This window comes from Candidatus Parcubacteria bacterium (genome assembly GCA_023131895.1).
Lineage (GTDB): Bacteria > Patescibacteriota > Minisyncoccia > Minisyncoccales > JAGMDC01 > JAGLYZ01.
The window spans coordinates 48,280-63,034 of sequence record JAGLYZ010000004.1 but is presented as its reverse complement, the minus strand read 5'-3'; the positions used below and the strand labels follow the sequence as shown (position 1 = coordinate 63,034).

The following is a 14,755-nucleotide window of genomic DNA, read 5'->3' as shown; positions in this document are numbered from 1 at the left end:
TAATTAAATCCGAACTTATTTTGAACGAAACTAACGACATGCTTCGCGCACCATTTCTTTTACCTTTTAAAAGGTAAAAGAAAACCTTTTTGCTATTCTCTCAATTATCAAAACTTTATGATATATAATGTATCAGCATATCTGATGTTTGCCTCCATTCCATATTATCATTTCAATCTATGGAGGCAAATATGGGTCGAGCAACGGCAGGAGCGAGCCAGATATACTTGTGTTATGTAGCGATAGCGGAAGAAAATCAAGTGCAACGACCCCGAAGCGTATTTTTTAAATATAATTAAATATATCTGATAATTTTTTGATCGTTCTTTTTATTCTTCTACTTTGAATAAACTTCTTCATATATTCTGATTCAATCAGCAATGCATCCACACCTACATTTCTTGCTGGTTCATAATCCCAATAATAATGATCACCAACCATTAGAGCTTTGCTTTTTGATATTCCGCGTTCTTTTAATATTTTTACAATAAATTCTCCTTTTGAACCATGATATTCTTTGGTCGCATGAATCTCATCAAAAAGTTCATCTAACTTGAAATGCTTTACCTTATGATTGATTATAGAATCAGCTTCTTTTGGTGGGTGTGGATGTGTTGAAAGTAATACGATAAGAATCCCCACTTTCTTTAGTTTTTTCAAAGTAGAAATCACTGTTGGTATCATAACTAAATATTTGTAATGATCATCTACATTTTTACTCTTCAAGTATATCCAATGTGGCTTTTCTATATACTTAGTTGATTCTGGATACTAGAGTGTGCCATCACCATCAAAAAAAATTATTTCTTTATTCATTTTAATTATATCTAAAAAATATGTCGCCTAACATATGTGCTTATCTGAAGTTTTTTCAAAAAAAAAGAATTTGGGAATTTTTCGCAGGAAAATTCCAGATTTTTGTAAATTTTTTCACAGTTTTGTTTATTTAAATATATTATATTTTTATGCCCTATTGAAGTCGTCTTCAAGACGTTCTATATCATCTTCTCCTAAATAATCTCCTATTTGAATTTCAATAACTTCAAGCACTGATTCTCCAGGATTTTCCAAACGATGTTTTTCTTTTATATCTATAAAGCAATGCTCGCCTTGCTTTAAAATAAATTCTTTTTCTCCAACAACAACCTTAGCTGTCCCCCTGACAACCACCCAATGTTCTTTTCTTTTATTGTGTTTTTGCAAGCTTAATCTTTTACCTGACAGGACCATCAATTTTTTAATTTTATAACCTTTGCCTTGTTTTATGATTTCAAAAGAACCCCAGGGTTTTCTATTGTTTTTATTTTCCATAATTTTTCTTAAAATAAAGTTATTTTTAAAGTGATAATTTCAAACGGCTTAATTTCAAGCTTGATATTGCCTTCGTTGAAAGTAATTTTTTTATTCAATTCTTTCTTCTCCTTTTCCATTAAATTAACTGCCTTCACATCTTTTATTTTTTTAAATATAGTTATTAATGCTTTTGTGTTTTTACCAGATACCTCATAAAACCGAACAATTATATCTTTATCATCTTCTGCTTTTTTCAAAGCGCTTACTATAATATTATCAGGTTTAATTTTTAAAAATGAATTTTTAGGCCTATATCTTTTCTTTCCTTCTGTTTGAAACGAAACTAAACAATTATTAAATTCATAACCATGCTTCCAAGATTTTGCTTTTTTCCAGTCTTGAGAATGAGGATAAATAGAATACTGAAAAGTATAATGTTTTAATTCTCTAGCGTCAGAAACCGGAATTATAGGGCCTGCCCTGCCATCGCAAGAAAGCATATCTATTGACCTTAATAATGTTAAATACATGCTTTTATCTCTTATCTCGCTTTCAGAATTACCTTTATTTATAATAGTTATACCTTTTTTGTTATTACTATAATCAAACCATCTCAAACAAGGGAACAAACCTGATGGATTTTCTGACCAGCCCTTTTTCTTTAAAAAATACTGGTTTGTCTTTCTCTTTACTATACCGAATTGGCTGTCGCAAGTATAATCTGATTTATTTATATCAGTGTCAAGCTTTACTCTTAATCTTATTTTTGGATGATTATTTTCAATCCTGATAGCAAAGTCAATTCTTGGAATGTCTTTATAGACAATTATCTGTTTTTTGAATTTTATAAAAGGATATCTCCAAATTATTGGCTTTAAGCTGTCTATTAATCTGTATGGCCATTTTAAAGAATAATAATCAGTCTCTATATTAATAATTTTTCTTAAACAAGAGCTGTCAACCCAAAGCTTTTTGAGCTTAAAAGCGCCGTATTTCAATCCTTGTCCGCTTTCTGTTTTTAGGGGGAAATCAAAACTTTCTTTATGGGTGTATAAATCCCCTGCTTCATCGTCAATAACTATTTCATTTCCTTGGCATATCTGCTTGCCTTGTTTAAAAACTTTTATAAGTCCGTTTTCTTTAGAAAACTGAAGTTTAAAAAACTTATTTTCAATTGAATCATCTTTCTGTTGTAAAAAAGAATCTTTAATTGTTTTTGGCTTGTTTGTGATAATCTTATATACTTTATACCCTGTTGCCGGAACATCAGCGATAAAGCCTATTTTCACTTTTTTAAAAGATCCATCTTGATGCTTTGATAATTCTATAATTTCAACTTCCTTTTCCTCTTTTCCGCTTCTTACTCCATTTATTTTCAAAACTTTTCCTTGTTTAAAATTTAAAATAACTTCTGCCCAGTTAGAAACATCCCAGGATAAAGAATTAAAAACTGCAATATCACCGTAATCCTCATTATTGGCATCTTTAGCAATAATTGAATCTAGAACATCAGAAATTAAATTAGGAAGTTTCTCATTTAAAAACTCAATATCATCTCTTGCCTCATTGTATCCAGCATCAATTCCTGTCCCAGGAACAACATCGTGAAAAGCTAAAAATAAAACCCTTTTCCAGCAACCATTGATTTCTTCAAAGTAATTATTTCTAAAAAGAGAATTAATTAAATCGAATTTCTCAAAGGCAATTAGTTTATTTTCACATTCTCTTAAATTTATTTTAAGCCATATCCTGCTTGACGAAGTGCTCGGGAAAACACGAGAATGCCTTCCTGAATACATTTCCCCTTTTCTAATTGGTAATTTTTTAATATCTTTATTTAAACTTTTGAAAAATTCTGATGGCAAGGCAATTATCATTTTAGAGTTATGGTCTTTGTTCCAACTCCTCACTGCCCTCATTGTTTTTTCTTGAGGCATTGTCACCCCGCTTCCAGAAGGCATTAATATATTGTTTGTAGCAGATAGTTTTTTAAGCTTTTCATAACTCTTATCAAGATTCACAAGATTCAGACCAGCCCTGTAACCTAATGGCATAAAATGAGAAATAATTCCTGTTCCATCTAATGCCTGCCAGATAAACTCTGACGGCTTGTTTTTGAAAGAACCGCGCCTGAAAGCTAAATATTTATAACCAGACTTTTTGTATATTTGAGGAAGCTGGGCATTCAAGCCAAAACTGTCTGCCTGCCACATTACTTCCACATCTTTATCAAATTCCTTTTTAACAAACTGTTTGCCAACCATTATTTCCCTAATCAATGTCTCTCCTTGGGGAAGCATTGTATCAGCCATTAAATATTCTCCGTCTGCAATTTCAATCTTTCCCTGCTGGACATATTTTCTAATCTCCCTAAAAAACTCTGGATAATGTTTTTTCACTTCTTCTAAAAGATATGTCTGCTCTATCAAAAACCTGTAATCTTTCTTTTTTTTGATTAGCTCAACAACTTTTTTAAGAATAATATCTATATTGATATGGAAATAATCCTCTCTGGTAAAAACCCAAACAGCATCGTAATGAGTATGAGGAACTAAAAAAATTTTATTATTCATATTTCAAAACAAAGTTTTTAATAAATTCAGCCCAGTCCTTAGGGCCATGTTTAACTAAAACAGGCGTATCTACATTTTTTAACATCGGCTTGTCGTTTTCTGAATTTCCAATGCCTATGGTTATCACATTATCAAACTCATCCTTATATAATTTAGTGAGCATTCTTACGGCTTTTCCTTTATCTGCTTTTTTGCCAAAAACCTGAATAAATCTGCCTCCGCTCACAACATTAAATTTCTTTTTTAATTCTTTTAAAGCTTGTTTATCTGCCTCAATTATTGTTTCTCCAAATTCCCTGATCTTTGCCAATTTTGCCAATTTTGCCTTTTTTAAATCAAGCCCTGTTATTTTGGAAATCTCTTCTTCAGTTATATCGTAAAAGGACTTTATCTGATATTTTTTTTGAAGCTTTTTAATCTCTTCTCTTATTTTATCAGACTTATTATCTAAAACAATCTTTGTTTTCTTAAATTTTTTAAAATATGCTTTAGGAATATAAATAGCTGAACCGTTTTCAACAATAAAGGGATGGCTTATTCCCATCTTTTTTTGAAAAAAAATCTGCTCTGCTTTTGTTTTAGCGGAACAAAAAATTATAGGCACTTTTCTTTTTTTCAAACTATTCAAAACCGTGAATGCTGGTTTATATGAATAATTATCATCAAGCAAAGTCCCGTCCAAATCAGTAAAAATTATAAACATATTTTTAAATAAAACTTTTATTGTTAATTACTTTATAATAATATAAGATGAAGACAATGGCAATGGCAATGGATTTATCAACTCCAATTGAACAAATTGCGCGGATTGGTGTGGTTTTTCAAAAAAAACTGAAGAAATTGGGGATTAAAACCGTCCGAGACATTTTATATCATTTTCCTCACCGTTATGAGGATTTTTCTAATATAATTCCTATCTCAAAAGTAAAGGCAAACGAAAACTGCTGCATCTTGGGCGAAATATTAGAAATAAAAGACAGTAGAACATGGAAAAGAAAAATGATTTTAACCAAAGCTGTTGTTCAAGACAAAACAGGAGCCATAAAAGTAGTTTGGTTCAACCAGCCATATTTAACAAAAACTTTAAAACCAAAAGACAATGTTTGTTTAGCTGGCAAAATAACAATTGGAGACGATGGGCTGCATCTTTCTAATCCTGCATATGAAAAAATCACAAATTACAAAACCCAAACGAATTTAATACATACTGGAAGAATTGTGCCTGTTTATCCGGAAACAGAAGGACTTTCTTCAAGATGGCTTCGCTATATTATAAAACCTCTTTTGATGAGCTTCAAAAACAGAATTCCAGAAATTATACCAAAAGAAATTATCCAGAAAGAAAAACTTTTATCAATAGAAAAAGCTATCTGGCAGATTCACTTTCCTGATTCAATAACATTGGCAGAAAAAGCTCAAAAGAGATTCTCATTTGAAGAATTATTCCTAATTGAATTAGCTGTCTTACGGGCAAGAATGAAATTAAACAAAGAAAAAGCTATTGCTATTCCAATGGATATTGAATTAGTGAAGAAATTTGTAAAAACTTTTTCTTTTAAACTAACTGATGCCCAAAAAAAATCTACTTGGCAGATTTTAAAAGATTTGGAAAAACCTCGGCCGATGAATCGACTTTTAGAAGGAGATGTTGGTTCTGGAAAAACAATCGTTGCTTTAATAGCTGGATTAGAAATTATCAAAGCCGGTTATCAAGTTGCTTTCATGGCTCCAACTGAAATTTTAGCCAAGCAGCATTTTAAAGAAGTGAGTTCACGATTTAAAGATTTCAATATCAATATAGGACTTTTAACAGGAAAAGAAGATAAGTTTATTTCCAAAAAACTAAAAGAAGAAACAATAGAAATTTCCCGCAATAAGCTTTTAGAAAAAACATCTATGGGTGAGATAAATATTCTTATTGGCACTCATGCTTTAATTCAGGATAAAGTAAAGTTTGGTCCCGGCCCATCGGGATTAGCGCTTGTAATTTTAGATGAACAGCATAGATTCGGAGTAGAACAACGCGCTAAATTAACAAGGGACAGGAAAGGAACAGTGGAGGGACAGTCCCCTCTTCCGCATCTTCTTTCTATGACTGCTACTCCTATCCCCCGCAGTTTAGCACTAACTATTTATGGCGATCTTGACTTGTCTTTGATAGACGAGCTTCCAAAAGGAAGAAAAAAAATAATTACAAAAGTAATTCCACCGGCAGAAAGAGAAAAAACATACGATTTTATTAAAAAAGAAGTTAAAAAAGGAAGGCAGATTTTTATAATATACCCCAGAATTGAATCTGGAAAAACTGAAATCACAAAAGATGAGATTTCTGGTTGGACAGAAGTGAAAGCTGTCAAAGAAGAATATGAAAGATTATCAAAAGAGATTTTCCCTAAATTAAAACTATCAATGCTTCACGGAAAAATGACGCCAAAAGAAAAAGAAAGAATTATGCAAGGTTTCAAAAATAAAAAAACAGATGTTTTAGTTTCTACATCAGTTATTGAAGTAGGTATTGATATACCCAACGCTACAGTAATGCTTATTGAAGGCGCAGAAAGATTTGGCTTGGCTCAACTTCATCAATTTAGAGGAAGAGTTGGCAGATCAAAATATCAGTCATATTGTTTTCTTTTCACTGATTCCCCTGCTAAAAAAACACATCAGCGGTTAAAAGCTCTTATTTCTTCTGAAAATGGTTTTGAATTAGCTGAAAAGGATCTAAAAATCAGAGGACCAGGAAATTTTTCCGGAGCCAGACAATGGGGAATTCCAGATTTAATAATGAATTCTTTTAAAGACATCTCATTAGTTGAAAAAACCAGACAAACTGCTAAGGAATTATTAGAGCAAGACCCAGAATTAAAAAACTACCCCTTTTTATTAGAGCGATTAAAACAATTCAGAGAAACAATTCATTTGGAATAAATAGCGACCCCACGGAGAGTCGAACTCCGGTTTTCAGGATGAAAACCTGATATCCTAACCACTAGATGATGGGGTCGTCATTTGAATATTACCCTAAAATTTGTAAAAAATCAACCCGGATGATAGAATATTGTAATGATTATCTTAGCAATTGAAACATCTTGTGATGATACTTGTATTAGTATTTTAAAAATTCACCCTGTTAAATCCCCGATAAATCGGGGAATTTCGCCAAAAGCGAAATTATTTAACAGGGTAGAAATTCTCTCTAATTTTGTTTCATCACAGATAGAAATTCACAAAAAATATGGAGGAGTGTACCCGGCAATGGCAAAAAGAGAACACCAGAAAAATCTTTTACCAGTGTTGAAAAAAGCTTTGAAAAAAGCAGGAATAAAAAACTTTATAAAACCGAAAATTGATTTGATTGCTGTGACTACTGGCCCTGGCCTGGAACCTTGTTTATGGACAGGTGTGAACTTCGCTAAATCTTTAGCTCGTTTATGGAATTTAAAAATTATACCAGTTAACCATATTGAGGCACATATTCTCGCCAATTTGCTCCTACAAATTGGCGAGAAATCCAAAATCCAAAATCCAAAAAAAATATTTCCTGCGATATGCCTAGTTGTAAGCGGCGGGCATACACAATTGATTTTAATGAAAGATATTGGAAAATACAAAATTCTCGGAGAAACAAGAGATGATGCTGCAGGGGAATGTTTTGACAAAACAGCTCGGATTTTAGGGCTTAGTTACCCTGGCGGTCCAGCCATCGCGGAACAAGCTCGGCAATGGAAATCTAAAATTCACCCTGTTAAATCTTTTGCTTCCAGCAAAAGAAAATCAGAGATTTTATTTAACAGGGTAAAATTACCTAGACCGATGATGTATAGCAAGGATTATGATTTTAGTTTTTCTGGATTAAAAACCGCTGTTTTATATGCGGTTCACCCTGTTAAATCTTTTGCTTCCAGCAAAAGAAAATCAGAGATTTTATTTAACAGGGTAAAAAAAGAAAAATATATTCAAGCAATGTGCAAGGAAATACAACAAGCAGTAATTGATATTTTAATTAAAAAAACCATAAAAGCAGCAAAGGATTATAAAGTAAGAACAATTATTCTTGGCGGAGGCGTTTCTGCTAATGAAGAACTGCAAAAACAATTTAAAAAGAAATTATCAATGACTGGCAGCCAATTTGTTTTTTTAGCTCCCACAAAAAAATTCTGCACTGACAATGCTGCGATGATAGGCATAACTGCTTATTTCCATAAAAAAGAAACTCAAAATTGGAAAAATATTAAAGTTAATGCTAATCTTAGAATAAATTAATATGAATTATATTCTACTTATAGTTTTTGGCCTTGCTCCCAGCATCATCTGGCTTTTTTATTATCTACGAAAAGATGTCCATCCTGAACCAAAAAGAATGATATTAAAAATATTTATTTACGGCGCGCTTATTACTATCCCTGCTGTTTGTTTAGAAATCTGTTTTCAAAAAGGTTTTGATTCAATATCCTTGCTAATATCTGCATCTCCGTCTCCAAGCGAAATTTCCTCCCTTTTTAGATATGGACTTCTTCAAGCATCAAGCCTAAGCTATTCCGCTCTTTTAATATTCTTTTTATATAATATTATTGCTATTGGTTTTGTAGAAGAATTTTTTAAATATTTAGTAGTAAAATGCAAAGTGCTTAATCATCCTGAATTTGACGAACCAGTAGATGCTATGGTTTATATGATAATTGCCGGGTTGGGTTTTGCTGCCTTGGAAAATATTTTGTATTTAGAGCCTCATTTGCTTCCAATAATTAAATTTTCAGAAAGCTTGCAAATAACTGCTTTTAGATTTTTAGGGCCGGTCTTTCTACATGCCCTGTGTTCAGGAATAATAGGTTATTTCTTAGCCTTATCTATCTATGAAGCAAAAAATAAATTTAAATTCTTTTTCATCGGCTTGATAATAGCCAGCATATTGCATGGATTATTTAATTATTCTATAATAATGTTTGAGGGAAGTTTGAAGATTTTAATACCAACTATTATTCTAATTTCGCTTGCTCTTTTTGTTTCTTTAGGGTTTAAAAAACTCAAAAAAATGAAAAGCGTATGTAAATTATAAAAATATGTCTTTTTTAAAAAAACTTAAACAAAATATTGGAGTTGAAGAATCAGAAAAACAATCAGAAGAAAAGCCGAATAAAAAGAAAATAAAGACCAAAAAATCATCAAAGATTAAAGTTATTGAGTCAAACATTGTTGAGGATAAAAAAACAAATGAAAAACTCTCCCTTGCTAAAGCTTCAGCGAGCAAGGAAAAATGGTTTGAACAAAAAGGCGAATTAACAGTTGATGTTTTTCAAACTAAAGATGATTTAGTGATTCAATCAGCTATTGCCGGCGTAAAACCAGAAAACTTAGATATTATTATTGAAAATGACATTTTAACCATAGAAGGAACAAGGGAAAAACCGCTAGAAGATGAAAATGAAGAAAAAAACTATTTCTACCAAGAATGCTATTGGGGACCTTTTTATAAAAGAATAATCCTGCAGGAAGAAGTGGATAATTCCCATGTTGAAGCAGTAATGAAACAAGGAATTTTAACTATCAGAATACCAAAAATACAAAGAAAAAAGAAAAGAAAAATCAACATAAAAACTTAAACAAAAAAAAAGGAGCTTAGCTCCTTTTTTTGATGTGTCCCTGGCAGGACTCGAACCTGCACTCCTTTCGGAACAGCGTCCTAAGCGCTGCACGTATACCAATTTCGTCACAGGGACATCTCTTTATTATCCTATCGGTACTTAAACAAAAAATCAACCCTCCTGCTTTAAAAGCAGTATGGGTTGATTTTATAAAGTATTTAAGTTATGCCGTTCCCTGAATTATTTTCGATAAAAAAGTCGTGAGTCCTTTAGCCATTACGCCAATCACTACTCCTATTAAGGCATATAAAACATAATCGCGTGCCTTTTTCACTTTTTCTGGATCTCCTTGGGCAGTAACAAAAGTAATACCAGCAACAATTAAAAATATAATTGCTACAGCCATTAAAAGCCAAAACAGAAAATTCGTAATATTTTCAAGAGCAGCATCTAACTCTGTACTTGGAAGCGTTGGTTCAGTATACGCCAAAATTCCTAACGGTAAAACTAACAAACTTGCTAAAATTAATACTGAAATGATTTTTTTCATGAAATTTCTTAATTATAGATTATTTTTGATTCTCGACCTTTGTAAATTTTTAATTTTTTTATCCGCTGAAAATTTCTTTAATAACATTGATTATTCCATAAGCCATTAAAACAACCATTAAACCTATTGCTGTCCATAAAGCAATATCTTTTGCTTTCTGGACTTTTGCTGGGTCCCCAGCCGCAGTGATAAAAGCAAATCCAGCAATAATAAACATTATCGGAGCAATCGCTATGGCAAGCATAAAAATAAAATTAACAATAGAATTAACTAAATCTTCAAAACTAGTTGATGTTATAGGATTATCAATGCAAATTGAGCCTGGAGGACATTCTGGTTCTACCACTGGAGGCGGTCCTGGCGGCGCTGCCTCAGCTTCTTTACACTTTTCTTGATCAGCATAAGTTTTGTTGTTATAACAATACTTCTCCTCATCAGCTTCAATTAATTTTGAACCGCAATAACAAGGCGCAGGAGCTAAATTATCACAATCTTCTGGACAAACCGGCTCACATTGTTCCTCGCAATCTGTTTTTAAAGCATACTTTTTACTTAAAGCAATACAACAAAACTCTCCGCTTTCTACTTTTATTTCTTTACTGCCGCAAAGACAAGTTTGAGTTATCTGCTGGCAATCAACACCACAAGCTGGTTTTCTCTCAACACAAGCTCCATTCTTGCATACTTTATTTGTATCACAAATCTCACCTTCACAATCTTCTTTATCGTTACAATTTAATTTGCCGTCACAATCTTCATCATCTGAATCAATCTCGCAATTTGTTTCTGTGGCATCACAACAAATTCCTATTCCATTTTTGCATATTCCCTTAGCGCTACCAAAACCTTTACACCAATCATCTGCGCATTGTTCATTACACTCGCACCAACAATCACTTTCACCTTCTGTTTTAAGATTACAATCACATTTCGGCCAAGCCCAGCCGCCAAAACCTTCTCCAACACTACAATCTGCTATCTCTGAACACCCGCTTTGAATATTAGTTTCTTCACATCCGGCCCATCCCCCACAAGTAGGAGTATTCCAATCACAATCCTTAGCTTCTATTAATACTGCAAAAATAAACAAAAAAACAAAAATAATCGCTAATATAAATATTTTTTTCATAAATTGGCTAAAATTATTCTATAAAAATCTCCTGAATTACATTAATTATTCCATAAGCCATTAAAACAATGGCTAGTCCTATAACTGTCCATAGGACAATATCTTTAGCTTTTTGAATCTTAACTGGATCACCAGCCGCAGTGATAAAGGCAAAGCCGGCAATTATAAACATTATTGGCGCAATCGCTATAGCAAGCATAAAAATAAAACCAGCGATAGAAGCAATCACACAGTCAATAGTAGCGCAGTCTAAAGGATTTTCTATTTCTATACCTTGAATCACTACTGGCGCAAAAAGAACTAATCCTACTGATAACATAAATAGAAACTTTCTCATTTTCATATTATAGCAATATTATATTATTTTTCAAATAGTAAAGCAAAATGGTAAATTCCGGCGTCAAATTCCCTCTCCAATTTCAGTCCTAAATCCTTGGCGATTTTTTTAATTTCGCTTGGTAAAACCCGACCTTGTTCTGGACCTAAAGCAACATCTTTTTTCCAGTCCACCACTAAAATTCTTCCTCCTTTCTTAAGAACTCTTTTCCCTTCTTCTAAAACCGCCATAACATCATCAACTTCAAATAAAAGGTCTGTGATCAAAACCAAATCAGCAATCCCATCTTCAAGTTTAGAGTTTTTTTCTATATCAGCTAAAACTGTTTCAATATTATCTAAATTCTTGGCTTTCGCCTTACTCTGAAGAGCAGATAACGGCTCTTCTAATATATCTATGGCATAAACCTTGCCATCCTCTAGTTTTTCAGCTAAAGGCAATACCCAGGAACCAGAACCGCATCCAAAATCCGCGGCAATCATATCCTTGCGCAATCTAAGATTTTTTATAATTTGTTCTGGATTAAGAAAACTCATAATCTACGAATTACGAATGCTTACGAATATACTAATAATATAAGCGAGGCGATAAGGTTTCAAAGTAGCTTTCGGAGCCTCGCCAGCACGGTTTCCGACCGAGTCGGAATGGCGAGGCGAGAACGCAGAACCCAAAATCTCGCTGGGATTTTGAGGTTCGGTACTTTGAAACTTTATTGCCGAGCAAATATTTTATATACAAGCGCCTGATGCCACCTTATCTCCTTTGTCCAAGCGCATTATTCTTACGCCTTGCGTTGACCTGCTGATTATAGAAATAGAATTAACAGGAGTTCTGATAATCTGGCCTTTTCGAGAAATAACGATTAAATCTTCCTCCTCTCCAGAAAGAACCTTAGAGGCAACCAAATCTCCTGTCTTTTCAGTAATATTGGCTGTCTTTATTCCAGAACCGCCCCTTGTCTGTAATCTGTATTCTTTTAAATCAGTTCTTTTTCCATATCCGTTCTCGCTTACAACTAAAAGATAGTTTTGAATTTTTACCCTGTTAAATCCTCGCTTTGCGAGGTGTCCCGAAAACTTTCGGGACAATTTAACAGGGTGAATAACGTCCATTCCAATCAACTCATCGTCCCCCTTTAATCTTATTCCAGTCACCCCAGCAGCTGTCCTGCCCATAGGTCGCACATTATCTTCTTTAAACCTAATTGACTGTCCTTTTTTGGTCACAAAGGCTATTTCATCATGGCCAGAGGTTCTATTTACACTTCTAAGCGAATCACCTTTTTTAAGATTAATAGCAATTAAGCCTGACCTTCTTACATTTTCAAATTCGCTTAAATCTGTTTTCTTTATCATACCATTTTTCGTTGCCATTACTAAATACTTCATTTCATCTTCTTGGTCTCCCTTTTTTTTAAAATGAAGAATAGATAATATCTTATCTTGAGGAGTAAGCTCTAAAAAATTCAAAATTCCTCTGCCTTTAGCAACCCTTGTTCCTTCAGGAACTTCATAAGCAGGAATTTTAAAAACCTTTCCTGAATCAGTAAAGAAAAGAAGTTCGTCATGGGTTTGGCAAAAAAGGAAATGTTCTACAATATCTTCTCCTAAAGTTTTCATCCCCATAATGCCCTTGCCCCCTCTCTTTTGGATCTTATAAACATTAGGATTCACTCTTTTTATATACCCGCCTTGGGTTAAAGTAATAATCGTTTCTTCCTGCGGAATTAAATCCTCTTCAGCAATTTCGCCGACTTTCTGGACAACAAGCTTGGTTCTTCTTTCATCGCCGAAGTTTTCAATAATTTCTCTAAGCTCTTTTTTAATGACTTCTTTAATTTTTTGCGGGCTTTTTAAAATAGCTTCTAATTCTTTTATTAGCCTTTTCTTTTCTGCCAATTCTTCCTCAATTTTCTTTCTTTCCAGCTTTGCTAAGGCAGAAAGCTTTGTCTCTAAAATAGCGTTTGCCTGAATTTCAGTAAGCTTGAATTTTTTCATTAAATTCTTCAGCGCATCTTCCCGGTTAGCCGATGCTTTAATTGTCTTAATCACTTCATCAATCTTTGACAGACATTTATGCAAGCCTTCCAAAATATGCGCTCTTTCTTCTGCTTTGCGCAAATCATATTTGGTTCTTCTGATTACTACTTCTTTTCTATGAATTATAAAGTAGTTTAAGACCTCTAAAAGTGATAAAACCTTTGGCTGGATACCATCTACCAAAGCAAGCATATTAAGATGAAATGTTTTTTGAAGATCGGAAAATTTATAAAGCCGATTCAAGATTTTTTGCGGGAAAGCATCGCGCTGAAGTTCAATAACAATTCTCATACCTTCCCTGTCTGATTCGTCTCTAATATCTCTAATACCAGTGATTTTTTTTTCTTGAACAAGCTTGGCAAACTGTTCTACCAAAGATGATTTTTGAACTTGATATGGGATTTCTGTAATTAAAATCCTGTTCCTGCCTTTTTTATCTTCAGATGTTTCTGTTTTTCCCCTTATTACTATAGGACCATTGCCTTGGCAATAAGCGCTGATAATTTCTTTTCTATTATAGATGATGCCGCCAGTAGGAAAATCAGGCCCTTTAATAAATTCAAAAAGGTCTTCTGTCGTTGCCTTTGGATTATCAATTAAATGAATAGCTCCATTTGCCACTTCTGACAAATTATGAGGAGGGATATTAGTCATCATGCCAACTGCGATTCCTAAAGAACCATTTAATAAAAGCTGGGGCATTGGCGAGGGCAAGACAGTCGGTTCTTTCCTGGTCCCGTCATAATTATCCCTAAAATCCACTGTCTCTCTAGTGATATCTTTTAATGTTTCCTCACCAATTTTGGAAAGTTTCGCCTCTGAATATCTCATGGCGCTCGCTGGATCGCCATCGATTGATCCAAAATTTCCTTGACCTTTAATCAAAGGATATCTCAAAGAAAAATCCTGTGCCATTCGCACTAAAGAATCATAGACAGCAGTATCGCCATGAGGATGGTAACGACCCAAAACTGAACCCACTACGGTAGCTGATTTTCTAAATTTAGCATCATGCTTCAGGCCATCTTCAAACATTGCATACAAAATCCGGCGATGAACCGGCTTTAAACCGTCTCTAACATCAGGCAAAGCCCTGGCAACAATTACTGACATAGCATAATCAATATATGATTCCTTCATTTCTTCAGTAATTTCTCTGGGCTTTATATAACCAATTTCAGCTGTTTTTTCTTTTGGTTTTTCTTTTTCTGAATTATTACTCATATAATTATCTTATCATTTTATCTTGAAA

At 33.3% G+C, this 14,755-nt stretch carries 13 protein-coding genes and 2 tRNA genes; 4 read left to right on the top strand and 11 right to left on the bottom strand.

Annotated features, from left to right (window positions below; all coding sequences use genetic code 11):
* Positions 1-285: 285 nt before the first annotated feature.
* The 4 genes from KAT95_03400 to KAT95_03385 form a co-directional block, all read right to left on the bottom strand.
* Positions 286-684, bottom strand: a complete 399-nt coding sequence (locus tag KAT95_03400; protein ID MCK4520875.1) for an HAD hydrolase-like protein — start codon at positions 682-684, stop codon at positions 286-288.
* 279 nt (positions 685-963) lie between these two features.
* The gene (locus KAT95_03395) at positions 964-1,311 is read right to left on the bottom strand and encodes a phosphomannose isomerase type II C-terminal cupin domain (protein MCK4520874.1); all 348 of its coding nucleotides are present in this window, start codon (positions 1,309-1,311) and stop codon (positions 964-966) included.
* Positions 1,312-1,319: 8 nt separating this feature from the next.
* Complete coding sequence (locus KAT95_03390) at positions 1,320-3,866, bottom strand: glycoside hydrolase (protein ID MCK4520873.1); 2,547 nt, start codon at positions 3,864-3,866, stop codon at positions 1,320-1,322.
* The gene (locus KAT95_03385; protein ID MCK4520872.1) at positions 3,859-4,569 is read right to left on the bottom strand and encodes an HAD-IIB family hydrolase; all 711 of its coding nucleotides are present in this window, start codon (positions 4,567-4,569) and stop codon (positions 3,859-3,861) included. The genes KAT95_03390 and KAT95_03385 overlap by 8 nt, the downstream gene beginning before the upstream one ends.
* A 68-nt stretch (positions 4,570-4,637) precedes the next feature.
* Here KAT95_03385 and recG point away from each other — a divergent pair, with 68 nt between their 5' ends.
* On the top strand, positions 4,638-6,794 hold the full coding sequence (gene recG / locus KAT95_03380) for an ATP-dependent DNA helicase RecG (GenBank protein MCK4520871.1): 2,157 nt from the start codon (positions 4,638-4,640) through the stop codon (positions 6,792-6,794).
* Between the two features lie 4 nt (positions 6,795-6,798).
* Here the strand turns inward: recG and KAT95_03375 are convergent.
* A tRNA-Glu gene (locus tag KAT95_03375) sits at positions 6,799-6,870 on the bottom strand.
* A gap of 59 nt (positions 6,871-6,929) precedes the next feature.
* Here KAT95_03375 and tsaD point away from each other — a divergent pair.
* From tsaD to KAT95_03360, 3 genes are read left to right on the top strand one after another with little or no spacing between them, the layout of a single operon-like run.
* A complete protein-coding gene (gene tsaD, locus KAT95_03370) occupies positions 6,930-8,129 on the top strand; it encodes a tRNA (adenosine(37)-N6)-threonylcarbamoyltransferase complex transferase subunit TsaD (GenBank protein MCK4520870.1) in 1,200 nt (399 codons plus the stop codon).
* A 1-nt stretch (position 8,130) separates the two neighbouring features.
* Positions 8,131-8,922 carry a PrsW family intramembrane metalloprotease gene (locus KAT95_03365; GenBank protein ID MCK4520869.1) on the top strand — a complete coding sequence of 264 codons (792 nt, stop codon included), beginning with the start codon at positions 8,131-8,133 and terminating at the stop codon, positions 8,920-8,922.
* A 4-nt stretch (positions 8,923-8,926) separates the two neighbouring features.
* Positions 8,927-9,466 (top strand): Hsp20/alpha crystallin family protein, encoded by a 540-nt coding sequence (locus tag KAT95_03360; protein MCK4520868.1) that lies wholly within the window; start codon positions 8,927-8,929, stop codon positions 9,464-9,466.
* 35 nt (positions 9,467-9,501) lie between these two features.
* On the opposite strand, the gene KAT95_03355 is transcribed toward KAT95_03360, so the two are convergent.
* The 6 genes from KAT95_03355 to gyrA form a co-directional block, all read right to left on the bottom strand.
* Positions 9,502-9,583 (bottom strand) — tRNA-Leu (locus KAT95_03355).
* 88 nt (positions 9,584-9,671) lie between these two features.
* Positions 9,672-9,998: a hypothetical protein gene (locus KAT95_03350; protein ID MCK4520867.1), complete on the bottom strand. Its 327-nt coding sequence runs from the start codon at positions 9,996-9,998 to the stop codon at positions 9,672-9,674.
* A 58-nt stretch (positions 9,999-10,056) separates the two neighbouring features.
* Positions 10,057-11,127, bottom strand: a complete 1,071-nt coding sequence (locus KAT95_03345; protein ID MCK4520866.1) for a hypothetical protein — start codon at positions 11,125-11,127, stop codon at positions 10,057-10,059.
* 13 nt (positions 11,128-11,140) lie between these two features.
* Positions 11,141-11,464: a hypothetical protein gene (locus tag KAT95_03340; GenBank protein ID MCK4520865.1), complete on the bottom strand. Its 324-nt coding sequence runs from the start codon at positions 11,462-11,464 to the stop codon at positions 11,141-11,143.
* A gap of 23 nt (positions 11,465-11,487) precedes the next feature.
* Entirely contained in the window at positions 11,488-12,003 is a 516-nt protein-coding gene (locus KAT95_03335; protein ID MCK4520864.1) for a methyltransferase domain-containing protein, read from the bottom strand.
* A gap of 189 nt (positions 12,004-12,192) precedes the next feature.
* On the bottom strand, positions 12,193-14,727 hold the full coding sequence (gene gyrA, locus KAT95_03330) for a DNA gyrase subunit A (protein MCK4520863.1): 2,535 nt from the start codon (positions 14,725-14,727) through the stop codon (positions 12,193-12,195).
* Positions 14,728-14,755: the final 28 nt, after the last annotated feature.